The following is a 21,477-nucleotide window of genomic DNA, read 5'->3' as shown; positions in this document are numbered from 1 at the left end:
AACCTGGATGCGCCAGCGCAGTGGCGCCGGCGTTGCTGGTGCGGACGACGGGAATCGAACCCGTACGATCAGAGATCGAGGGATTTCAAGTCCGAGGTGAGGTGGTGCGAGCGACGGGGATCGAACCCGTAAGCCATTGTAGTGGCGGCAGATTTTAAGTCTGCTGAGTTTACCAGTTTCTCCACGCTCGCTGGCACAGTTGGCCCTGTTTGGCACAGCCGTGTCACTGTGTCACGAAGGTTTCTCAGCAGGATTGGCACGGGCAAACTTGGTGCGCTGCTGCGGTGCAGAACCTTTTGATGGCGGAGCGAGGCGCCCCCCTCTGTCCTGCCGGACATCTCCCCCACTTGGGGGGAGATCGGCAGCTTCGCGGACAGCGTCCTTTTTTGCCAGGTTGGTGCTGGCGAAATCAGTGATGAAGGCCGATCTCCCCCCTCGTGGGGGAGATGTCCGGCAGGACAGAGGGGGGCGCGAAGGATCGCTACGGAGCGCGTTTATTCTGAGCCGTTGCATTCTTCGGCGGATGTCACGGAATGGATCCCAGGGTCTGCGCCGCGTCGCTAGGATGACGAAGGCGCGGCGGCTTTCGGCCAATCGCAGACGTTGGAGAATTGGCGGCTGCAGGCCGGTCAGCAGCGACGGGCCATCCACTGATTCAAACTTGATCAAAATCATCCCGGAACCATTTCGGAGCGGCTGAGTTTCGGGCTAAAGCTACTGGAACCCCTAACATGGCAGAGTTTGACACAGGACAAGGGAAGTCTGTTGCCAACGCGGTACGGCAATTGCTGCGTTCCGAAGACTATCGCCGGCACTTGCACGGCGTGCTGAAACTTGCCGTCGATCCACGACTGCCCAGCACCTTTGTCCTATTGCTTGAGGCGCTTGGATCAGGCCGGGCGGGAACCGTTTTCGCATTCCCGGAGCCCAAACGAGCGATAACCGAGAAAACGCGCTGATCTTCTCCTGCACCCGCTAATCTCTCCTGCACCCCATGACTCAACGCTACGACACTGAGAAGACACCTGAAGGCACATGGGACATCATCGATGTGTTCACGGGGCAGCCGGTTGTCGAGGTCGGCGTCCCGTTGATCGACATGCCGATCGAAGAGGCCGACGATCTGGTCGAGCTTCTCAACTGCCGCGACAGGGAACAACGGGGCGATACTTGAGCGCCCGATTTCCTGATCGAAACTCCCGAACAAGCTGATTTCCCGCAACCGGACTCGTCTTCCGGTTGAGGCATTTTGTCGTGGATGGCGCCTCGCAGCGCCGCCGACGGCGCCTCCGGCAACGACAGGTGAAGACCGCGTAGCCGCACACGACCCACAAGTTCCCCGCTGGTCAAAATCCGCGCGGCTTGGCACAGTCGGGAAAACAGGAGTCTCCTCATGGCGAAGACCGCGCGTGCGACGAAACCAAAACCCTGGGCCGAGGCGGCGACGCATCTGGTCGACGTCGCCATGGGCAGGAGGCCCGCCGATCTCGTCATCCGCAACGGGCGCTGGGTCAACGTTCATTCCGGCGAGATCATCGCCGGCACCGACATTGCCATTGCCGGAGGCCGTTTCGCCTATTGCGGGCCGAATGCCGGCCATGCCATCGGCCCGGGCACCAAGGTGGTCGACGCCGGCGGGCGCTATCTGGTGCCGGGCCTTTGCGACGCGCACATGCATGTCGAGAGCGGCATGGTGACGGTGACGGAGTTTTGCCGCGCGGTCATCCCGCATGGCACCACCTCGATGTTCATCGACCCGCACGAGATCGCCAATGTGCTCGGCCTGCCGGGTGTGCGGCTGATGCATGACGAGGCCGTCGCCATGCCGATCAACGTGCTTGTGCAGATGCCGTCCTGCGTGCCTTCCGCACCTGGGCTGGAGCATGCCGGCGCCGAGCTGACGGTTGCCGATGTGACCGAGGCGATGGGCTGGGAGAACATCGTCGGACTTGGCGAGGTGATGAACTTTCCCGGTGTCGCTGCCAACGATCCAGTGATGGCCGGCGAGATCGCCGCGACGGTGAGGGCGGGCAAGACCGTCGGCGGCCATTATGCCTCGCGCGATCTCGGCCTGCCGTTCCATGGCTATGTCGCCGGCGGCCCCGAGGACGACCACGAAGGCACGCGCGCCGAGGACGCCATCGCTCGCGTCCGCCAGGGCATGAAGGCAATGCTGAGGCTGGGCTCGGCATGGTACGACGTCGCCTCGCAGATCAAGGCGGTGACGGAGAGCGGGCTCGATCCGCGCAACTTCATCCTGTGCACCGACGACAGCCATTCCGGGACGCTCGTCCATGAAGGCCATATGGACCGGGTGGTCCGCCACGCCATCGGCCAGGGGGTGAAGCCGGTGACCGCGATCCAGATGGCGACGCTCAACACCGCCCAGCATTTCAGGCTGGAGCGCGAGCTGGGGTCGATCGCGCCGGGGCGGCTCGCCGATCTGCTGATCGTCTCCGATCTCGCCGCAATGGCCATCGACGAGGTCTATGGCCGCGGCGTCAGGCTGGCCAAGGGCGGCAAGCTCGACATCGACATTCCGGCCTATGACTATCCGAAGACGGCAAAGAACACCGTCAAGCTCGGCAAGAAGCTCAAATCGGGGGATTTCGACATCGTGGCGCCTGTCGGCGCCAACGAAATTCGGGTGCGGGTCATCGGCGTGATCGAGAACCAGGCGCCGACGCGGGCGCTCGAGGCCGACCTTCCGGTGGAGGACGGGCTGGTCGCCATGGACCGTCGCAACGACGTCTGCCAGATCGCGCTGGTCGAGCGCCACCGCGGCACGGGCGGCGTCACCAACGCCTTCGTCTCCGGCTTCGGCTATATGAGCGACTGCGCCATGGCCTCCAGCGTGGCGCATGATGCGCACCACATCATCGTCGTCGGCACCAGCAAGCAGGACATGGCATTGGCGGTCAACCGGCTGGGCGAGGTCGGCGGCGGCGTCGTGCTGTTCTCCAGGGGCAAGGAACTGGCGCTGGTCGAAATGCCGATCGCCGGCCTGATGTCGGATGAGCGCGCCGAAATCGTCGCCGCCAAGGCCGACAAGCTGACCGAGGCAATGCGCCAGATGGGCTGTTCGCTGAACAACGCCTACATGCAGCACTCGCTGCTGGCGCTGGTCGTCATCCCGGAACTGAGGATTTCCGACGTCGGCCTGATCGACGTGACGACGTTCCAGAAAGTCGAACTGTTCGTCTGACAACGACCAAGGGCGTGTCCGCTCTCATCCGCCGGTGGCGATGGTCAGCACCTTGAACGGCGTGGTGATGACGATCTCGGCGACGGATCCGACGGCCTTGCCGATGCCCTGGCCGAGATTGTTGATCGGCTGCGCCGGATCGACCTCGTCCGATGCCAGGCCGGCCGGCGCGCGCAGCCGGTCGCCGAGCAGTTGCACCAGGAATGGGTTGTCAGCGAATTTGGCGTGGTTCAGGCGGTCGCCGCCTTTGGTCTTGCTCAAGTCGACCACCGACACGCCATAGCTGGCGAGGTCGGCCGCGTCGCCATAGTCGCCGACGCGCGGCTTGTCGCCCGAGATCAGCGAGGACAGTCTGAGGGCGCGATCGTCGCCCGAAAGCAGGATGGCGAAAGGCTTGTCGGGCTTGCCGTAACGGATCATCTGCTTCTTGAATACATCGACATCGATGTCGGGCGAGGCCAGGATGACATAGCCGAGCTTGTCGCCGAGATCACGGTCGCCGGTGATGGCAAGCTGGCGCAGCGCCTCCATCGTCACCCAGGTGCCCATCGAATGAGCGATGATGTCGATGCTCTTGGCCTTGGTCTTGGCCAGCATCCGCAACGTCTCTTCGAGATCGTCGCGCGCCGCGTTGGCGCTTTCCTTGTCGTAGATATAGCCCGTGGTCTTGCCGCTCGACGCCCATGAGAACAGCACCGGCGTGCCGGAGTATTTGGTGTCGTGCGCGATCTGCGTCAGCCGGTAGATGCCGTCGTCGAAACCGTTGTTGAAGCCGTGCACGAAAACCAGAGCGCGGTCGCCGCGCATGGCGATGTCGGCGCCGACCGGCTTGGCGAATTGCGGGGCGCCTTCGTAGAATTCGACCTCGGTTGCCGTGAAGTCCTTCGCCGGGTTGCTGTTGGCGGAACCCCTGACCCGCTCGATGGCGCCGACCTGATGGGTTTTAGGGACGGTGACTTCGACACTGGCAAAACTGGTGGTCGGTGAACGGTCACCGTCGAACACCTGCCGCGGGTCCTTCGTCGCCTTTTTTCGGGTGGTGGCGACGAAGATCTCATGCGTGGCGGCGATGTCGGAGGCAGGCACCGTCACGGTCGTCGTGTTGAGAAGGTCGTGGGTCTTGCGGCCGGCGCAGCCGGTCACCGCGAGCGCAAACGCTACGACGAGAAAAGTCTTCGAACGCACCTCACTGCCCGAGCAGGCTGATGCGGTCGCTCACCTCGCGGTCGCTGGCAAATCCGTCATCCTCGCGCAGCCGCTGGCCGAGCATCTTCACCAGCTCTGGATTGTTGGCGAATTTGGTGTGGTTGAGGCGATCCGATCCCTCGACGCTTGAAAGATCGACGACGTTCACGCCGTAGTCGGCTAGGTCGGCGGCGTCCTTGTAATCGCCGACGCGCGGCCGCGAGCCGGCGAGCAGACCGGAGAGCCGCAGCGCCCGGTCGTCGTCGGACAGCAGCAGGATGAAGGGATTGGTCGGTTTGCCGTAGCGGCGCATCTGGCTCTTGAACACGTCGACATCGATGTCGGGCGAGGCCAGCACCACGTCGCCGAGCTTGCCGCCGAGATCGCGGTCGCCATTGATGGCGAGCTGGCGCAGCGCTTCCATGGTGACCCAGGTCCCAAGCGAATGGGCGACGATGTCGATGCGCCGCGCGCCGGTCTGCGCGAGCATTCTCAGCGTCACTTCCAGCTGGTCGCGGGCAGCACTGGCGCTTTCCCTGTCGTAAACATAGTCCCGGGTCTTGGCGCCCGACGCCCAGGAAAACAGCACCGGCGTGCCCGGGTAGCCGGAATCATGGGCGATCTGGGTGACGCGGTAGACGGCGTCGTCGAAGCCGGTGTTGTAGCCATGGACGAAAAGCATGACGCGGCCGCCGCGCGCGGCGATGTCGGCGCTGAGCGCGCTGGAGAATTTCGGCCCGGTGTCATAGCCGACGACGTCGGAGGCCATGAAATATTTGGTCGGGTCGTTCGACCTGCCGCGCGAGCGCCGCTCGATCCGACCGGTTTCGTGGGTCCCCGGCACGGTGACGTTGACGCGGGCATAGTTCAGCGTGGCCGAGCGCTCGCGGTTGAAAACCTTGCTGGGATCGTCGGCGCGCTTGCGCGTCGTGGCGATGAAGATCGAGTGGTTGCCGGCGATTTCCGTCACCGGCGCCGACACCATGGCGCTGCCGAGCAGTTCCTCGGTCTGCCGGCCGCCACAGCCGGCAACGAGCAAGGCAAGGGCAAGGATACAAATCTTCTTCAACTCTAGAATTCCACTCCGGCCGAAAGGCTTGATCCAACCTCCGCGACCCCTCCCGGACAGCCGAAGTGCGGCAGAAGTAAGTCGTTTCCTGCCGAAATGCGCTCAGCGGCTTGCGACAGTCATCGCACTGTTGCGCGAAAGCCAGAACGATTGCCCTGATCAAACACGTACGGCGTGTGCTAGCTTCGCGAACACCACAGACGATCCGGGGTAATTTTTTCGATGACCAGTTTCTCTTCCCGCGTCGCGGTCGCCGCTGCCGCGATCCGCCAGATCTTCCCGGAAACACCGCTGCAGGAAAACGATTATCTGTCGAAGAAGACCGGCGCGCGCGTGCTGCTGAAGCGCGAGGATCTGTCGCCGGTGCGCTCCTACAAGATCAGGGGCGCCTTCAATTTCTTCCGCAAGTCGCTCGCCGCCGGCAACGATGCCGAGCTGTTCGTCTGCGCTTCCGCCGGCAACCATGCCCAGGGCTTTGCCTTCGTCTGCCGTCATTTCGGCAAGCGAGGCGTGGTGTTCATGCCGGTGACGACGCCGCAGCAGAAGATCGACAAGACGCGGCTGTTCGGCGGCGAATTCGTCGAGATCAGGCTGGTCGGCGACTTTTTCGACGACTGCTACCGCGCCGCCTCCGAATTCACCGAAAGCGCCGGCGCGCACATGGTGCCGCCGTTCGACCACAAGGACATCATCGAGGGGCAGGCGACGGTCGCCTACGAGATATCAGGCCAGATGCCGGGCGCGCGCATGCCCGACATCATCATGCTGCCGGTCGGCGGCGGTGGCCTGGCTGCGGGTGTGACGCATTATTTCGCCGACCAGCGCCGCGACACGCGCTTCGTCTTCTGCGAGCCGGCCGGCGCGCCAAGCCTGCGCGAGAGCCTCGCCGCCGGCAAGCGCATCAAGCTTGCCAAGGTCGACAATTTCGTCGATGGCGCAGCGGTGGCCGAGATCGGCCGCGAGCCGTTGCGGCATCTCAGGGCGTTTGCCACCGAGGCGGTGCGGCTGATCCCGGAAAACCGGCTCTGCGCGACAATGATCGAGATGCTGAACGTCGAAGGCGTGGTGCTGGAGCCGGCCGGCGCACTGGCGATTGACGCGCTGAAGGATTTTTCGAAGAAGGAAATCAGGGGCAAGACCATCGTCGCGGTGGTTTCGGGCGGCAATTTCGATTTTGAGCGGCTGCCGGACGTGAAGGAAAGGGCGCTGCGTTTCGAGGGGCTAAAAAAGTATTTCATCATCCGCTTTCCGCAGCGGCCGGGCGCGCTGCGCGACTTCCTCGAATTGCTCGGTCCCGACGACGACATTGCCCGCTTCGAATATCTGAAGAAATCGGCGCGCAATTTCGGCTCGGTGCTGATCGGCATCGAAACCAAGGACCGCCGCAATTTCGAGCTGCTCAACGCCAATTTCGAGGCCGAGGGCGTTCAGTATCAGGACATCACCGACAACGAGACGCTGGCCGGGTTCATCATATGAGCGCCCGAATATGAGTGCCCAGGCGAAGATTTTCGTTGCGTTGTTTTCCGGCATCAATGTCGGCGGCAACCGCATCGTCAAGATGGCCGAACTCCGGTCGTTCTTCGAGCAGCTCGGCTTTGGCGACGTCGCCAGCTATGTGCAGAGCGGCAATGTCGTGTTCCGTTCGGCAAAGGGCGATGCGGCCACGCTGACCAAACAGATGGAAACGGCCTTCGAGAAGAAATGGGGATTTCACTCGCGCATCATGGTGCGCGATCTCGGCTGGTTCGAGCGGCTGGTGGCGGAAAATCCCTATCCAGAAGTCGCCGGGGAACCGACGAAGCTTCACGCCTATGTGCTGGAGCGCCCGCCGACCGCCGACGAGGTCGCGCGGCTGGCCGAAAAATGCATCGGTCCCGAACGGTTCGAGGTCAGGGGCGACGTGCTTTACCTGCACGCACCGGAAGGCCTCGGCAAATCGGTGTTTGCCAACCTCATCCCGCGCACGCTGAAAGTGCCCTGCACCGCGCGCAACTGGCGCACGGTGCTGATGCTGCTGGAAATGGCCGGCCGCAATGGCGCAGCGTAGTCGCCTACGCTGCCGAAGCCTTTTTCCAGTCGAAGGTCAGCTCTTCGCGGAAAGCGAAGCGTTTGATGTGGTCGGCGACGACCGTTTCCAGCCGCTCCAGCGAGCCGGCTTCGTCGGCGGTCACCGCGATATGCAGCGCTGCCGGGTCGGCATCGAGAACCGTGCGGCCCAGTGAGAGATCGATCGTGCCGTGGTTCGGATCGAACGCGACGGGAAACTTGTGCGCCCAGTGCTTGCAGAGCTGCTGCAGATAGCGGCTCGCATGTTCAGTGACGACAGTGGCATGGCTGGTCGGCATGAATGGATTCTTCCCTAATGTCGCTGGTTACCAGCTTCCAGTGTTCGGCATCGACGCCCAGGGCTCGGCCTTGGCCTTGGCCGGGCCTTTCTGCAAAAGCTCGATCGAGATGCCGTCCGGCGATTTGACGAAGGCCATGTTGCCGTCGCGCGGCGGCCGGTTGATGGTGACGCCTTTGTCCATCAGCTGCTGGCAGGTGGCGTAGATGTCGTCGACCTCGTAGGCGAGGTGGCCGAAATTGCGGCCGCCCTTGTAGTCTTCCGGATCCCAATTGTGGGTGAGCTCGATCAGCGGCGCCTTGTCGGTGATGCCGCTTTGCTCGTCTTCGTCCGCTGCAAGGAAGATCAGCGTGTAGCGCCCCTGTTCGTTTTCGTGGCGGCGCACTTCCTTGAGGCCAAGCTTGTTGCAGTAGAACTCGAGCGAGGCATCGATGTCGGCGACACGGACCATGGTGTGGAGGTAGCGCATGTGATTTTCCTCGAATTGTTGCTTTGCGGCGGAACATAGGGGCCACCCGGCCAAAGGGCAATTCCCGATAGCCGCTCCTGCCGGCAAACAACAAATCCGGTATTCCCGCAATGAACCGTGAAAAAACGCAGCTCAGGTCTTGCACACACCGGAAACGGAAGTGTTAATCTAACGTCAAGAATCAGTTGCGGTATTCTTGGAAAAAGGGGGGCGTTGTTATGGGGGAAAAAGCCTCTTTCATGGGGCGGGACGGAACCGGTCACGACGCCTTGCAAAGAGACGAGAGCGGCGACACGGCCGGTCTTGTCGAGATTGCTGGCGCTATCAAATGGTTCGACGTGGCCAAGGGTTACGGTTTCATTCTTCCCGATGACGGCTCTTCCGGCGATATTCTCCTCCATGTGACATGCCTTCGAAAAGACGGTTTCCAGACCGCCTTGGAAGGTGCGCGCGTTGTCTGCCTGGTCAAGCAAGGTGAGCGCGGATTGCAGGCGTTCCGCGTGCTCTCCATGGATCTCACCACGGCGACCCATCCGGCGGAGATGCAGGAGCAGCGCACCCACGTCTCGGTGACGCCGGAAAGCGGCCTCGAACGGGCGCTGGTGAAATGGTTCAACCGCACCAAGGGCTTCGGTTTCCTGACCCGGGGCGAGGGCACCGAGGACATTTTCGTCCACATGGAGACGCTGCGCCGTTACGGTATTACCGAGCTCAGGCCGGGGCAGGTCGTGCTGGTCCGCTTCGGGCGCGGCGACAAAGGCCTTATGGCTGCCGAAATTCACCCGGATATGGGTACTTTGCCCGTCTCGCACTAAAGTCCCACCTCGATCGAATCGGGACGCGACCTGGTGCTTTCCGCTTGACCGTGATCTTTTTCGAACCGTAGGTTCGGGATCATGGTCCAGGTGGTTTGAGATTCAGGTCAGGCCGACCTCACCTGAATATCAACATACCTAGGACGACGGCCGAGGATTCTGAATGACTTACAGGAACTGGCTGACAACGGGCGTAGTCTGCGCCGCGATCGCCTTTGTCATCGCCGCAGGCGCTTTCTTCCATTCGCAGCGACCGGCTTCGGCAGACAGCCGGGCGATGATCCTTGCCGTCGACCCGCAGCCGTTGGTCGCGGTGACGAAAGGCGGCGAACGCTCATTCTCCGTCGAAATCGCCGACACCTCGGCCGAGCGCGAGGCTGGCCTGATGTTTCGCCAGGAGATGGCCGACGATCATGGCATGCTGTTCGCGTTCGAGGAGGCTCGGGATGTCAGCTTCTGGATGAAGAACACGCCGATGCCGCTCGACCTGATCTTTGTCGGTCAGGACGGCAGGATCCGGGCGATCAAGCAAGGCGAGCCGCAATCCGAGGCGATGATCTCGCCCGGCGAGCCGGTTCGCTTCGTGCTCGAGCTCAAGGCGGGCACCGCCGCCAGGAGCGGCATCGAGGACGGCGACCTGTTGCGTCACCCGGCAATCGGCACTGCGCGCAACTGAACGCGCAGGATCCATCGCAGATGCAGTTTTTCTCCCATGACGGTTTTGACCTTGCCTTCCTCGACCGCCAGCCGGCATCGGGGCAGGGCGATCCGGTGCTCATGATCCACGGCTTTGCCTCGACCCATTACGTCAACTGGGTATCGCCCGGCTGGTTCAAGGCGCTGAACGATGCCGGCTACCGCGCCATCGCCTTCGACAATCGCGGCCACGGCGCCTCGTCGAAGAGCTATCAGGAGGCCGATTATACGCCGGCAAGAATGGCTTCCGACGGGGCAGCGTTGCTGAACTATCTCGGCATCGAACGCGCCCATGTCATAGGCTATTCGATGGGCGCGCGGATTTCCGCGTTCCTGGCGCTTTCCGACCCGGATAAGGTGGCGACGCTGGTCTTCGGCGGTCTCGGCGTCGGCATGATCGACGGCGTCGGCGACTGGGATCCGATCGCCGCCGCCCTTCTGGCCGACGATCCAGATAGCACCAGCCATCCACGCGGCCGCTCGTTTCGCGCCTTCGCCGACCAGACCCGCAGCGACCGCCGGGCGCTGGCCGCCTGCATTGCCACCTCACGGGAATTGCTGGCCGAGGCCGACATTGCGCGCATTGCCCAGCCGACGTTGATTGCCGTCGGCACCAGGGACGATATCGGCGGTTCGCCCGACGAACTGGCCGCCTTGATGCCGAACGCCAGGGCGTTCCACATCGAGGGCCGCGACCACATGCTGGCCGTCGGCGACAAGTCCTTCAAGCAGCGGGTGCTGGAGTTTTATGCCGATAATCCGCTGTGAGTACATCGGTGGTTGAGTTGGGGTGACCAAGGCCGGCATCAAAGGTGCTGCACCCGCAGCAGCGCTCATGCCCCGAGCGCTTCGAGCGAACGCGCCATGTTTTGCCGGGCCTGAGCCTCGAACCGCTGCCGGAACTCCTCGGTGTGGAAGATGTGCGGGCGGGCGAGGAAACTCTTCAGAACAGCACTGCGGCCGGCGCGCCACATCGGCTCTTCCACCCAGCCATATTCGCGGCGCACCGCCTGTTCATAGGCGTCGAACGCGTCAGGCGGCGCCCCCAGGATCGCCAGGTCCATGTCGAGGAACAGCGCTGCGTCGCGGGCGGCATTCTCGTCGTCAAACTGCGGCAACTCATGTGTGGCGGTGGCTGATATCATCGCGGTGATGCAGCCAAGGCGCTGCGCATCGGTGCGGCCGGCGAGCTTTTTCTCGGCAAGGGCGGCACTCCTCGCCTCGTTGTCCTTGGCCCGGCTGTCATGGATGGCGTCGTGGAACCAGATCGCCGCCTCGGCCGCCTCGGGGTCGTGCAACGATGCCCGATAGTGGCCGGCCAGCGCCAGCATCGCCTCGATATGGGCAAGGCTGTGATAGTGGCGTCCTTCGGCCTGGTAGAGCGCGGAAAGCTCGCGCTTCAGCGGCTCGTCGATCAAGGCTTGGTTTTCCATGGCCGCTTGAATTTCCGTGAACCAAATCCATTTGACGATGCACTAAAGAAAATTGAGTTCAACCGTGCTATGATCTGGCTTATAGAGCATGTCGCGCAAATGTGCGCAGCGGTTTTGGTGCCAAGCCGGAGACATTAGGCCGGAGACCATTGATGAACAGCGTTACGATTGCCCGCCCGACCATGGTGAAGCCGATCGACCCGATCTGGCGCTCGATCCGCGACGAAGCGATGGAGGCGGTCAACCGCGATCCGCTGCTGGCGGCGTTCCTCTATTCGACCATCCTCAACCAGGAAAGCCTGGAGGAGGCGGTCATCCATCGGCTGGCCGAGCGGCTCGCCCATCAGGATATCGGTTCCGATCTCATCCGCCAGACATTCAAGGCGATGGCAGCCGACGACAAGGATTGGGCATCGACGGTGCGTGTCGACATCCAGGCCTATTTCGACCGCGATCCGGCCTGCGACCGCTTCATCATGCCGGTGCTCTATTTCAAGGGTTTTCATGCCATCCAGACGCACCGGCTGGCGCATTGGCTGTGGAACCAGGGCCGCCAGGATTTCGCGCTCTACCTGCAGAGCCGGTCGTCCTCGGTGTTCCAGACCGACATCAACCCGGCCGCCCGCATCGGCAAGGGCATCTTCCTCGACCACGCCACCGGCCTCGTCGTCGGCCAGACGGCGGTGATCGAGGACGACGTGTCGATCCTGCACGGCGTGACGCTGGGCGGCACCGGCAAGGCCGGCGGCGACCGCCATCCAAAAATCCGCTACGGCGTGCTGATCGGCGCCGGCGCCAAGATCCTCGGCAACATCGAAGTCGGCCATTGCTCCAAGATCGCGGCAGGGTCGGTAGTGCTGTCGCCAGTGCCGCACAACAAGACGGTTGCCGGCGTGCCGGCCCGCGTTGTCGGCGAGACCGGCTGCGACCGGCCCTCGCGGCAGATGGACCAGCTTTTGCCATCGCAGTCGATGGACCACGTCGTCAGCTTCGATATTTGAGCGCTCGGGCAGGGGCCCTTTCTCCCCGTCACTATACGGGGAGAAATGCCCGACAGGGCAATGAGGGGCAGCGCAAACCTCAAGCGATTGCCCTGGTTCTCTCGCCGGCTTGCCTTTACATCGCCATTGTCGACGTGCCAGAAGCGCGGTCAAACGAGCAAGACCGACGATCGGAGAAGACTTTTGAAGCCGGACGAAATCAGAAAGCTGGACGCCTATTTCAAGCGCGTCTTCCAGAACCCCAAGCTTGAAGTGAAGGCGCGGCCGCGCAAGGATGATTCGGCCGAGGTCTATGTCGGCGACGAATTCCTCGGCATCGTCTTCAAGGACGAGGACGACGGCGACTATAATTTCTCGATGGCGATCCTCGACATCGACCTCGCCTGAGCCGGGAGGCGATCGGTGCCGGCCGACCTTGAGCCAGCTTGCTCGCCGCACCTCTTCTTCAACGTTGGCGATTGGCGAAAGAAGAACGAACAGCCGATCTCCCTCCTTGAGGGGGAGATGCCCGGCAGGGCAGAGGGGGGTGCTGTCCCGCCGACGTCGCGCAAATTTCTGCGCTGCTGCGGCGCTCAAAAGTCACTGAGCGGATCCTCGCGCGGGTTGCTTCATCATCATCCTAATGCCCGGCCTTCAGCATTCGCGCAGCCTTGGCGGCGATGGCTGCGTCGAGCGCCTGCCAGTCGCCCAGAAATTCCATGGGAAAGCGGTAGGTGAGGCTGAGATTGTCGCCGACCAGAATGTCGCGTCCGCAGGGCGCCAGCGATTGCGCAGCACTTGGGCCGCTCAGGCAGCGGGCCACGAACGGGTCGTTGCCCCGGCGATTGCCGACCGCCAGCACCTCGTTGAAATAGCCCGATTTCTCATTGAAGCCGTAAAGCGTCGTGCCGCCCGGACCGGGCGTGCCGGGCTCGACGATCAGGGCGCTGTAGATCGGCGCGAAGCGGCCGCTCATGTCACGCGACATGACCTGTCGTTCGAACGACAGAAAAATGATGCTCTTGGCTGATCCAGTGTGGTTGAAATCGTCGCGGGCCGCCTCGCTGTAGCCGTCCATTTCGGGATAACGCAGATAGAGGTCGAGGCGCGAGGCGATGCCGTCGCGCCGCGCCTGGTCGAAGCGGATGACATTGGCCGGCACGGCGATGACGTTGTTGCCGATCACCACCTCGTGGACTGTCGTGTCGTCGGTATATCCGGCCATGGCGATCGAGCGGCCCAACCATTTGCCGCCAAGGCTGATCGTCATCGAAAGCACCACCAGCGCCGCGAACACGTAGAACACCCGCTTCATCAGCTTGGAATCGACGACGGTGAGTTGCGGACCGTTGGCGGTGGCTGCCTGCTTCATCGCGATCCCCGATTATAGGCAGCCTGTCTCAATGTGTCTGTTCCCTTGGGCTGTCCTTGAGCGACCCATGTGCGTGGCACGGCTCTTGCGGCACGCCTGTCGAAACACGACTGTGCGATTTCATGGTAAATGGAAGGTGAAGATGGGTCCGGTTGGACACACACTTGTTGCTTTTAGTGTTGCCTGACGGCGCTGATCTCTTGCGGTTGCACGGCGACGATCTTTGGCGTTGGGCGTCGTGCTGATCGACATTGCATCCCAGGCAGGCACTCTCCTAGGGTCGACCGATCTTTCAGCCTGACGATTCGGAGGAGAAAAATGCCGCTCTATGCGATCGATGGAAAAGCCCCCGGTTTCGAGGACGCCGACAGCAACTGGATCGCGCCCGACGCTAGCCTGATCGGCGACATACAGATCGGCCGCAACGCGGGCTTCTGGTTCGGTGTCGTAATCCGCGGCGACGACGAGCCGATCATCATCGGCGCCGATTCCAATGTGCAGGAACACACGGTCATGCATACCGATGTCGGTTTTCCCCTGACCATCGGGCAAGGCTGCACGATCGGCCATCGCGCCTTGCTGCATGGCTGCACGATCGGCGACAACAGCCTGATCGGCATGGGCGCCATCGTGCTGAACGGCGCGAAGATCGGCAGGAATTCGCTGGTCGGCGCCGGCACCCTGGTCACCGAAGGCAAGGAATTCCCCGACAATTCGCTGATCATCGGCTCGCCCGCCCGTTTGGTGCGAACACTGGACGATGCCGCGGTGGCAAGCCTGCGCGCTTCGGCCGCCCACTACGTCGCCAACGGCAAGCGCTTCAAGGCGGGGCTGACGAAGACCTGAGGCCAGCCTTGTCAAATCTTCGGCTATATGGTTCACCGGCATCGTCGCCCAGCTCACCGTCCATTGGAGCCGCGCCTGGTCATTGCATCGCACAGCAACGAAGCGCCGGCTTCAAAGCCGGCATTGTCGGCGTCCTCGAGGGCTGTCGTATAGTCGTCGATGCGGGTTTCGAGCGATGGGTCGGCGCCTGCCGCCAACAGCAGGCGGATGGCATCGACGCTACGGATGGCGACCGCATAGTGAAGCGGCGTCCAGTCGTTTACGCCCCGCATGTTCAGGTCTGCGCCCCCATCGATCAGGGTTCGGACTATTTCCAGTCTGTCAGCCCGGTCGGCGGAGAATGCCGCAATGATTGCCGGAAAACCGCCGTGGTGGTGATAGTTCGGGTCCGAGCCCGCATCCAGTAAGATCGAGATGAAAGCGGCGGGGCTCCAATAGATCGCATACTCCAGTGGATGCCCAAGGCCGAGTTCAAAGGGCATCTGCTCGTCGAACCAGCCGGGTGAGCCGCCGAGAGCCACACCCGAGGGCCTCGAAGTCGCCCGCCTTGAACGCGTCGTCGATGGCCTTGAACAGGCGGTGGCGCTCGCATCGATCTTCCGGGATTTCCAACATCGCAGCGATCCGGAGGTTGAATTGGCCGCCATATTGCTCCCGCCTGGCGCTGTCTGAAAGACGTAATTCGGCAGCTGATACTTTGCGCCGCTGGTACGCCGAACTTACCGCATCGACATCAAGTTCGTGATCAGACCTGCCTTGATGTTGAGCACGGGTCGATCGACCTCCGGATGACCGATGTCGTTCAGCTGATCGGCCGTCAAGTCGGCCAGTGCCCTGCGTCTTGCGACGGTGCGCCGCCACCCCCTGAAGCCGGCTATCATCATTGCTGCGCCCTTCAGGCTAGGTCCAACCAAATGTCTTTTCGAGGTGCGGGCGGCGCGAGTTTGCGTGTCAGCCATTTTTAGTCTCCCATTTCGAGATTTGCGGATGAGAGCGTGCCATGCGGCTGTTTTCGGGCTGTTCGGCTGTGCGTGAAAAAACGGAAAAGCCCGACGAGCTGCCGTTAAATCGGTGTTAAATCCATCTGCCGGAATGCTATTCTGCCGCGGCGGTGAAAGTCTGGAGACGGATCTGTGCGCATCAGGTTGCTGGGCGGCCTCGAGATTACCTCCCCGGAGCGCCGGCCCGTCCGCTTCGCCACGCGCAAGACTTCGCTGCTTTTTACTGCCTTGGTGCTGGCGGGCCGCCGCGGCCATCGTCGCGAGTTGCTTTCCGAAGCCTTTTGGCCGGGACGAAGTAATGGGCAGGCGCGCAATAGTTTGCGGCAAGCGCTGGTCGACATCCGGCGCTCGTTCCCGACCAGCAAGGATGCCACCGTCTACATCGACGGGGATCAGGAAGTCATCGCGCTGATTGCCGGTCCGGATGACGCGGACATTTCGATCTTCGACCGCAAACTGGAGGACGGCCGGGTGGCGGATCTCGCCTACGCCGCCGACCTCTACCGCGGTGGGGTGCTTGCAGGGGAAGCCATCCCTGAGGAACTGGATGAGTGGTTTGGACCCTATCTGGACAGGTATCAGCGCAAGGCGCTGCAGTTGGTCGATCGGCTGAGCCTCGCGCTGCCGATACCCGGCTCAGCGGAAGAGACGGCCTGCGAAGGGCTGGCAGAGAGATTGCTTGCCTCAGATCCTACCGCGGAGGCCGCCCATCGGGCGCTGATCCGGATCCACGCTCAACGCGGTCACGAAAACGCCGCCTTGCGCCAATTCGAGCTCTGTCGCAATGCCCTGAGAAAGCATCTGGATGCGGAGCCGGAGGCTGAGACAAGCTCGCTGGCGGCTTCTCTGCAATCCCGCGAACGAATTGGATATCAGCGGCCCGGGCCGAGCTCTGGCGTCGTGTCGCTGCCGCAGGTCCTGTCAGTCCCAGCGAGACACGACGATCGACCGTCGGTGGCAGTGTTGCCGTTTCAAAATCTGAGCGGTGATATGGAGCAGGAATATTTTGCCGACGGTATGGTGGAAGACATCGTCACCGCCCTGGCTCACTTTCGTCACCTGTTCGTAGTCGCACGGAATTCGAGCTTTGCCTACAAGGGACGCTCGATAGACATAAAGCAGGTCGGGCGTGAACTGGGCGTGCGCTATGTGGTCGAGGGAAGTGTGCGGAAAGCGGGTGAGCGCCTGCGCATCACCGGACAACTCCTCGACGCTTCGAGCGGCCTCCACCTGTGGGCTGACCGTTTTGAAGGTACTCTAGCCGAGGTTTTTGATTTTCAGGACCAGATCGCCTCGAGCATTGTCGGCGCGATCACCCCAAAGGTCGAGGAGGCGGAAATTGAGCGCGCCAAGCGCAAGCCGACTGAGGACCTCGACGCCTACGACTATTATCTGCGCGGGTTGGCGTCCCACGACCGAGCGGTCAACACCAAGGAAACCATAGATGACGCTCTGCGGTTCTTCATGAAGGCGATCGGCGGTGACCCGGTGTTCGCTGCCGCCTATGCCCGGGCGGCGCGCTGCTATGCGGCGCGAAAGAGCAACCGCTGGATGATCGATCGCTTAGAAGAGACTGCCGAGGCGACCCGACTGGCAAAGAGAGCGATCGAACTTGGATGGGACGATGCAATTGCCCTTTCGTACGGCGGATACGTGCTCGGCTATGTAGGCGGCGATGTGGAGGAAAGCGCGGCGTGCATCGAACGCGCGCTTGGCCTGAACCCGAACTTGGCTGCGGCGTGAGGTTACAGCGCGTGGGTTCAAGCGTGCTTAGGTGAGCCGGAGAAAGCCGTCGAGCGCGCCGCGCAGGCAATGCGCCTCAGTCCGTTGGATCCTCGCTTTTTTGTTTGGGAATTTTGCACCGCGCTCGCTCACTTTTGTGCCGGGCGCTACAACGATGCTGCTGAGTGGGCGAAAAGGTCTTTGCGTTCGCAACCAAACTACGCGAGTGCGACGCGTGTGGCGACGGCAAGTTACGTCTTGGCCGGTCGGCTTTCGGAAGCCGAGAAGATGATGGCTCGCCTGCGCGAACTCGACCCTACGTTGCGGCTTTCGAATCTCGCCGAGGTGCTGCCGCCGTTTTATCGGCCGGACGATCACGGCAGATATATCGAAGGCCTTCGCAAGGCGGGCCTGCCCGATTAACGCCGTGTCAGCGTGAAGGCAGACGGCTTCGACACCAGATCGTGTTGCTCGGTTCGACTTAACCATGATCAGCATGATTTAGTTGGCCAGCTCGCGGGCGCCCGAATGGCTGTGTTGCATGGCCGAAGTGCTGCCGATGGATGCCTAATATCAGGTGACGGTTGACCGTGGAGGCCTGTGACCTAGCTTAAAGCTTAGCCAGGCCGTCCAGAGCCGGAATGGCGGGGTGGTACGCTACCGTAGGCAGAACTCTCGGGACGTTGAGATGCAGAGGTGCAAGTCGGCTTTTCAGAGCCTGTGCGCCCTTGGCGGCCGACAATCGGCGGCCACGGCATGTCAAGTTTCGTTTCACACAAAAGTCATCTGCGCCGGCACGACTATCAACGCGCGACCGCCGCTCCGCCATGCAACAACAATTCGAGCACTGGAGGGCCCTCGAAGCAAGTGACAGCTTCGAACGCGATCAAAGGCTTTAGCCAGCACCAAGGCGAGGGGCCAACACCGCTTCACGATCTTAAGAACACACCCAAGACGGCACAGGCACGGCAATGTCAAATCCTCTTGCCGAAATTTACGCAAACGACGCAGATCTCGCCATCCTGGGCGGGATAGCAACGTTTGCCTCGGTGAGCCTCTATCTTGTGCTCCGGCATATCCATATCGCGGTGCAACGGCGTCGCCTCAAATCAGATGTGAGCGAAGGCGGATCTGACCTCCCCGAGCAGGAGGAGGTTTCTTGGGATTGGGAAAGCCCGGTCGACCTTGCAACCGAGCCTGCTTCTTCTTCTCAGGTTGCCGTGCCCTCAGACACGGCAGACTTGGGTATTCGGCGTCGGGATGCCAATAGCCTTCGGTTCGGGGTGCAAATCGAGTATTTCGACGTGATCTCCGAAGCTTGCGAGAGTTCGTCTGTGACCCAGACCAACGCTTTCGCTTCCGCGACGAACATAGCGCAACCCGGCCGACTTGCGACATCGATCAGGGAAATCGCTGGCTATGTCCATAGGCAGGTGGCGGCTGATCTTGCCGCCCTAGCTAGTCCAGTCAGGGCTCTGAGCCGTATGCCGACACAACTCGCCCTCGCGAAGGATCCTGACCCCACCACAGCGATGGCCTCACGTCCTCGGGTTCACAGGCCGGTCGGTCTTGTGCCCCGCTTTGGCGTCGCCGCAATCTGTCTGGCCGTGCCGCTTAGCTATGCGATGACGAGACAAAACTGGGTCGAAAGCGCCCCCGCCATTTCGCGGGTCGAGGGCAACGCCAATCCTTCGCGACCCATCGAGCTTCCGGCGAGTGCTGCATTAGATGTGCGTGGGCCAGCCCAGGGAGACGAGCGCACGAGTGTCGAATTGCTCAGCCCGGATCTCACGGCTGCCCGGGCGCAAGTCGGAGCAGCTGCTGCTCGGGCAGCCGCAGCGAGGGAATTGGCCGGGCAGGAGCACCAGGCGGCGGAAGGCGAGCGCGCCAGGAGCGCCGCTCTGCAGCGAGCGCTGCTCAAGTCGCGCAAGGAGATCGACGCGCTGAGGACAAGGATGGCAGCCGCCGATCGCGTACGACAGGAGCAATTGCTCAACGAGCTCGCGGCAGCCCGCACAGTTGACGCATTGCGGCGCATTGCGGGAGATACCCGCACGATGCTGCGCGAGGCCACCAACTATGTCTTTACGGAGATGCCCGCTGCTCATCTGGAGCGTCGGCGAGCCGGATCGGTGGCGCGCGATCTATCGCGAGCGCAGGCGCAAATTGAACAGCTTGAGGCCGAGGCCGCCGAGGATCGCGCCAAGGCCAATGCTTCGCTTGCGCACGCGACCGGAATGCTCGACGACGAACGCCGGAAGTCAGAGGACCTTCGTGGCGACCTCGGCGAAGTGAAACGGTCCAGTGCCGCGCTCATGGAGCGCGCCGACGCGGCTGAGCAGGAACGGACCGATGCAGTCACAGCGAGACAACGAGTGGAGCAGACCGCAGCCGAGACGGAGGGCGCGCTGGCTCGAGAACGCGCTGCAGCAGTGTCGATTCGTGAGGAGCTGAAAAAAGCTCGCCTCGAGCGCGACGCGGCTGAACAGGAACGAGCCAGAGCAGTCTCAGCGAGAAAGCGTGCCGAGCAGACTGCAACCGAGACAGCGCAGGCTTTGGCGTTAGAACGCGCTGTAGCAGTCTCGACGCGAGAGGAGCTGAAAAGAACTCGCCTCGAGCGCGACGCGGCTGAGCAGGAACGGGCCAGAGCAGTCACAGCGAGAGAACGAGTGGAGCAGACTGCAACCGAGACGGCGCAGGCTCTGGCACGACAACGCGCTGCGGCAGTCTCGACCCATGAGGATCTCGATAAAGCTCGCCTCGAACGCGACGCCGCCCGAGCACTTTCGGTAGGGGTCGCCAGGCTGAAGGAGGCTCTGGACAAGCAACGTGAAGTCACTGTTTCTCTTGCCCGCGACCTGGCCGCCGCGCGCGCGGACAATGACAGGTTCAGGGCTGAGCGTCGCAGCGCGCAGATTGAGCCGCCGCTGAAGCCGCGCGCTGGCCGCGCAGCAGCCGCTGCCGGGGGGGTGAAGGCCGTCAGCCAGAAGACTGCACGCAGCAAGGTTCGCGTCCCGGCGCGGATTACCCGGGTGCAATCTCTCACACTTCCCTATCCCCTCAGGCCAAGACAAGCGACCTTGGAGTGATTTCTAAAACGACTGTGCGATCCTCCCGTTGAAGGCCCAAGGCCTTTGGGAGGCATTGCATCGCACCCTCTCACGACGCCGCGGATGAATTGAATTCATCCTGCTCTCGTCGGCGAGGAGTCTGTGCCATGCGCTATGTCAGCCCGATCACGCCGCCAGTCGCGTCCAATTCGCATCTGATCGGCGCCTGCCGCGTCTCCACCTTGCCTTGCCGTCCATAGTCGATGCTGACTTCAACGGGAGCTGAGATCGTATCCGGGCTCAACCGACGTATGGAACCTGCGCTGCTGACGCGCACACTGGTCGCGCCAAACGGGGCGGCGGCCGACTCGATTGCATCACGGCAGGCGCGAACGACTTCATCCGGGACGCCCGGCAGCACCTTGATTGGACTGACCGTCGATGGACTGTTGCTGGCGCTGGGAGGCTGGAGGCTGGCCGGGAGGTCGAGCGACTGTCCGGCCCCTGCGGACCGGGCGACACTGACGGCAGTGGCGGCCGTAGTTGCCGCCACTGCCGCCGTTGCAGCGGTGCTGGTCTCATCGTCATCCACCGGTGACCTACTGCGGGAGCCGCTGGGCTCGCCGCCAGGTCCTTTGCGCGGGCCGCCTTTGCGGCCTTCACCGTGATGGCTGCCAGCGCTATTGCCTCCGCCACCGTGGCTGCCAGCGCTATTGCCTCCGCCACCATGGTTGCCACCGCTATTGCCTCCGCCGCGCTCGCCGCCGGCGGCAGCTCCTGCGCAAGCTACCGCGATCGAGCAAACGAATGCGAAATATGCCCAGCTGGAGTCAGGGGATTGACGCACGACCACCTCCATAAAGTGCGTCGGTCGAACCGTCTTTCCGCAGCATGCAGTCAGGACGGCACAACCGCCGCTGCCCCCAGGCAAAACAGCGACCAAGGCGCCCACGGAGGTAACTAGGGGATCACTCCGGTGCATCAAGGACGCGGTAAGCGGTACCGGCGTCATCCCGGTTGCTGGCGGGAGGGGAGGCCACGATCTGATCCCGTCGCTGCCATTCTGAGGTGCAGCCTAAGCGATTCCGTCGCGCCGCGGAGACGCCGTTCAACATGGCGCTGGAGGCTCGCCCCTAGTGTGCGGACGCTACCTGGCGCTGCCGTCACAAATTCATGTCGCGCAAAAGTGCGCGGCGCTTCTGCGACAGCGTGCCGCTTGAAAAAGGTGGAGCCGGCCCGGGGACGGGGCCGGCTCCTAAACCCGGTCGTTGGGGACGGGGAGGGTGG

Annotated in this window: 20 protein-coding genes, 1 tRNA gene and 1 pseudogene; 13 read left to right on the top strand and 9 right to left on the bottom strand. The window is 62.6% G+C overall.

Features of this window, described 5'->3' with window-relative positions; all coding sequences use genetic code 11:
- Positions 1 to 102 precede the first annotated feature (102 nt).
- Positions 103 to 191, bottom strand: a tRNA-Leu gene (locus AC0L3H_RS18130).
- 540 nt (positions 192 to 731) lie between these two features.
- Here AC0L3H_RS18130 and AC0L3H_RS18125 point away from each other — a divergent pair.
- From AC0L3H_RS18125 to ade, 3 genes are all read left to right on the top strand, one after another.
- A complete protein-coding gene (locus tag AC0L3H_RS18125) occupies positions 732 to 959 on the top strand; it encodes a hypothetical protein (RefSeq protein WP_473586368.1) in 228 nt (75 codons plus the stop codon).
- 35 nt (positions 960 to 994) lie between these two features.
- Positions 995 to 1,174 (top strand): hypothetical protein, encoded by a 180-nt coding sequence (locus AC0L3H_RS18120; RefSeq protein WP_023798193.1) that lies wholly within the window; start codon positions 995 to 997, stop codon positions 1,172 to 1,174.
- 219 nt (positions 1,175 to 1,393) lie between these two features.
- On the top strand, positions 1,394 to 3,205 hold the full coding sequence (gene ade, locus AC0L3H_RS18115; RefSeq protein ID WP_473586367.1) for an adenine deaminase: 1,812 nt from the start codon (positions 1,394 to 1,396) through the stop codon (positions 3,203 to 3,205).
- Positions 3,206 to 3,229: 24 nt separating this feature from the next.
- Here the strand turns inward: ade and AC0L3H_RS18110 are convergent, their stop codons facing one another.
- Positions 3,230 to 4,390, bottom strand: coding sequence for an alpha/beta hydrolase (locus tag AC0L3H_RS18110; RefSeq protein WP_473586366.1), 1,161 nt, complete (start codon positions 4,388 to 4,390; stop codon positions 3,230 to 3,232).
- Between the two features lies 1 nt (position 4,391).
- Positions 4,392 to 5,459, bottom strand: coding sequence for an alpha/beta hydrolase (locus tag AC0L3H_RS18105; protein ID WP_473586365.1), 1,068 nt, complete (start codon positions 5,457 to 5,459; stop codon positions 4,392 to 4,394).
- A gap of 222 nt (positions 5,460 to 5,681) precedes the next feature.
- On the opposite strand from AC0L3H_RS18105, the gene ilvA reads away from it, so the two are divergent.
- Both ilvA and AC0L3H_RS18095 read left to right on the top strand, forming a co-directional pair.
- Positions 5,682 to 6,938, top strand: a complete 1,257-nt coding sequence (ilvA, locus tag AC0L3H_RS18100) for a threonine ammonia-lyase IlvA (RefSeq protein ID WP_473586364.1) — start codon at positions 5,682 to 5,684, stop codon at positions 6,936 to 6,938.
- A 10-nt stretch (positions 6,939 to 6,948) separates the two neighbouring features.
- Positions 6,949 to 7,509: a DUF1697 domain-containing protein gene (locus tag AC0L3H_RS18095; RefSeq protein WP_473586363.1), complete on the top strand. Its 561-nt coding sequence runs from the start codon at positions 6,949 to 6,951 to the stop codon at positions 7,507 to 7,509.
- 4 nt (positions 7,510 to 7,513) lie between these two features.
- Here AC0L3H_RS18095 and AC0L3H_RS18090 read toward each other — a convergent pair whose 3' ends face one another.
- Both AC0L3H_RS18090 and gloA read right to left on the bottom strand, forming a co-directional pair.
- The gene (locus tag AC0L3H_RS18090; RefSeq protein ID WP_473586362.1) at positions 7,514 to 7,807 is read right to left on the bottom strand and encodes a DUF2218 domain-containing protein; all 294 of its coding nucleotides are present in this window, start codon (positions 7,805 to 7,807) and stop codon (positions 7,514 to 7,516) included.
- Between the two features lie 27 nt (positions 7,808 to 7,834).
- A complete protein-coding gene (gloA, locus tag AC0L3H_RS18085) occupies positions 7,835 to 8,275 on the bottom strand; it encodes a lactoylglutathione lyase (RefSeq protein ID WP_473586361.1) in 441 nt (146 codons plus the stop codon).
- Between the two features lie 239 nt (positions 8,276 to 8,514).
- Here gloA and AC0L3H_RS18080 point away from each other — a divergent pair, with 239 nt between their 5' ends.
- From AC0L3H_RS18080 to AC0L3H_RS18070, 3 genes are all read left to right on the top strand, one after another.
- Entirely contained in the window at positions 8,515 to 9,090 is a 576-nt protein-coding gene (locus AC0L3H_RS18080; RefSeq protein ID WP_329608822.1) for a cold-shock protein, read from the top strand.
- Between the two features lie 163 nt (positions 9,091 to 9,253).
- Positions 9,254 to 9,766, top strand: a complete 513-nt coding sequence (locus AC0L3H_RS18075; protein ID WP_473586360.1) for a DUF192 domain-containing protein — start codon at positions 9,254 to 9,256, stop codon at positions 9,764 to 9,766.
- Positions 9,767 to 9,786: 20 nt separating this feature from the next.
- A complete protein-coding gene (locus AC0L3H_RS18070) occupies positions 9,787 to 10,554 on the top strand; it encodes an alpha/beta fold hydrolase (RefSeq protein WP_473586359.1) in 768 nt (255 codons plus the stop codon).
- A gap of 65 nt (positions 10,555 to 10,619) precedes the next feature.
- On the opposite strand, the gene AC0L3H_RS18065 is transcribed toward AC0L3H_RS18070, so the two are convergent.
- Positions 10,620 to 11,219 (bottom strand): HD domain-containing protein, encoded by a 600-nt coding sequence (locus tag AC0L3H_RS18065; protein ID WP_473586358.1) that lies wholly within the window; start codon positions 11,217 to 11,219, stop codon positions 10,620 to 10,622.
- 152 nt (positions 11,220 to 11,371) lie between these two features.
- On the opposite strand from AC0L3H_RS18065, the gene cysE reads away from it, so the two are divergent.
- Together cysE and AC0L3H_RS18055 are read left to right on the top strand one after the other, a co-directional pair.
- Complete coding sequence (gene cysE / locus AC0L3H_RS18060) at positions 11,372 to 12,220, top strand: serine O-acetyltransferase (protein WP_473586357.1); 849 nt, start codon at positions 11,372 to 11,374, stop codon at positions 12,218 to 12,220.
- Between the two features lie 183 nt (positions 12,221 to 12,403).
- Positions 12,404 to 12,607 carry a DUF3126 family protein gene (locus AC0L3H_RS18055; protein WP_013531334.1) on the top strand — a complete coding sequence of 68 codons (204 nt, stop codon included), beginning with the start codon at positions 12,404 to 12,406 and terminating at the stop codon, positions 12,605 to 12,607.
- A gap of 232 nt (positions 12,608 to 12,839) precedes the next feature.
- Here AC0L3H_RS18055 and AC0L3H_RS18050 read toward each other — a convergent pair whose 3' ends face one another.
- Positions 12,840 to 13,571 carry a hypothetical protein gene (locus AC0L3H_RS18050; RefSeq protein WP_473586356.1) on the bottom strand — a complete coding sequence of 244 codons (732 nt, stop codon included), beginning with the start codon at positions 13,569 to 13,571 and terminating at the stop codon, positions 12,840 to 12,842.
- 318 nt (positions 13,572 to 13,889) lie between these two features.
- Here AC0L3H_RS18050 and AC0L3H_RS18045 point away from each other — a divergent pair, with 318 nt between their 5' ends.
- Positions 13,890 to 14,417 carry a gamma carbonic anhydrase family protein gene (locus AC0L3H_RS18045; RefSeq protein WP_473586355.1) on the top strand — a complete coding sequence of 176 codons (528 nt, stop codon included), beginning with the start codon at positions 13,890 to 13,892 and terminating at the stop codon, positions 14,415 to 14,417.
- Between the two features lie 53 nt (positions 14,418 to 14,470).
- Here AC0L3H_RS18045 and AC0L3H_RS18040 read toward each other — a convergent pair whose 3' ends face one another.
- Positions 14,471 to 14,938 carry an ankyrin repeat domain-containing protein gene (locus AC0L3H_RS18040; RefSeq protein WP_473586354.1) on the bottom strand — a complete coding sequence of 156 codons (468 nt, stop codon included), beginning with the start codon at positions 14,936 to 14,938 and terminating at the stop codon, positions 14,471 to 14,473.
- Between the two features lie 198 nt (positions 14,939 to 15,136).
- Entirely contained in the window at positions 15,137 to 15,376 is a 240-nt protein-coding gene (locus AC0L3H_RS18035) for a DUF1127 domain-containing protein (RefSeq protein ID WP_128246576.1), read from the bottom strand.
- Between the two features lie 174 nt (positions 15,377 to 15,550).
- Between AC0L3H_RS18035 and AC0L3H_RS18030 the strand changes: the two are divergent.
- Both AC0L3H_RS18030 and AC0L3H_RS18025 read left to right on the top strand, forming a co-directional pair.
- Positions 15,551 to 17,563 (top strand): annotated as a pseudogene (locus AC0L3H_RS18030) (BTAD domain-containing putative transcriptional regulator).
- A gap of 548 nt (positions 17,564 to 18,111) precedes the next feature.
- Positions 18,112 to 20,229: a hypothetical protein gene (locus AC0L3H_RS18025; RefSeq protein ID WP_473586353.1), complete on the top strand. Its 2,118-nt coding sequence runs from the start codon at positions 18,112 to 18,114 to the stop codon at positions 20,227 to 20,229.
- Positions 20,230 to 21,477: the final 1,248 nt, after the last annotated feature.

It is taken from the genome of Mesorhizobium sp. WSM4816 (assembly GCF_055811535.1).
Note: the sequence above shows the minus strand (reverse complement) of the source record. Positions and strands in the feature narration are given on the sequence as shown.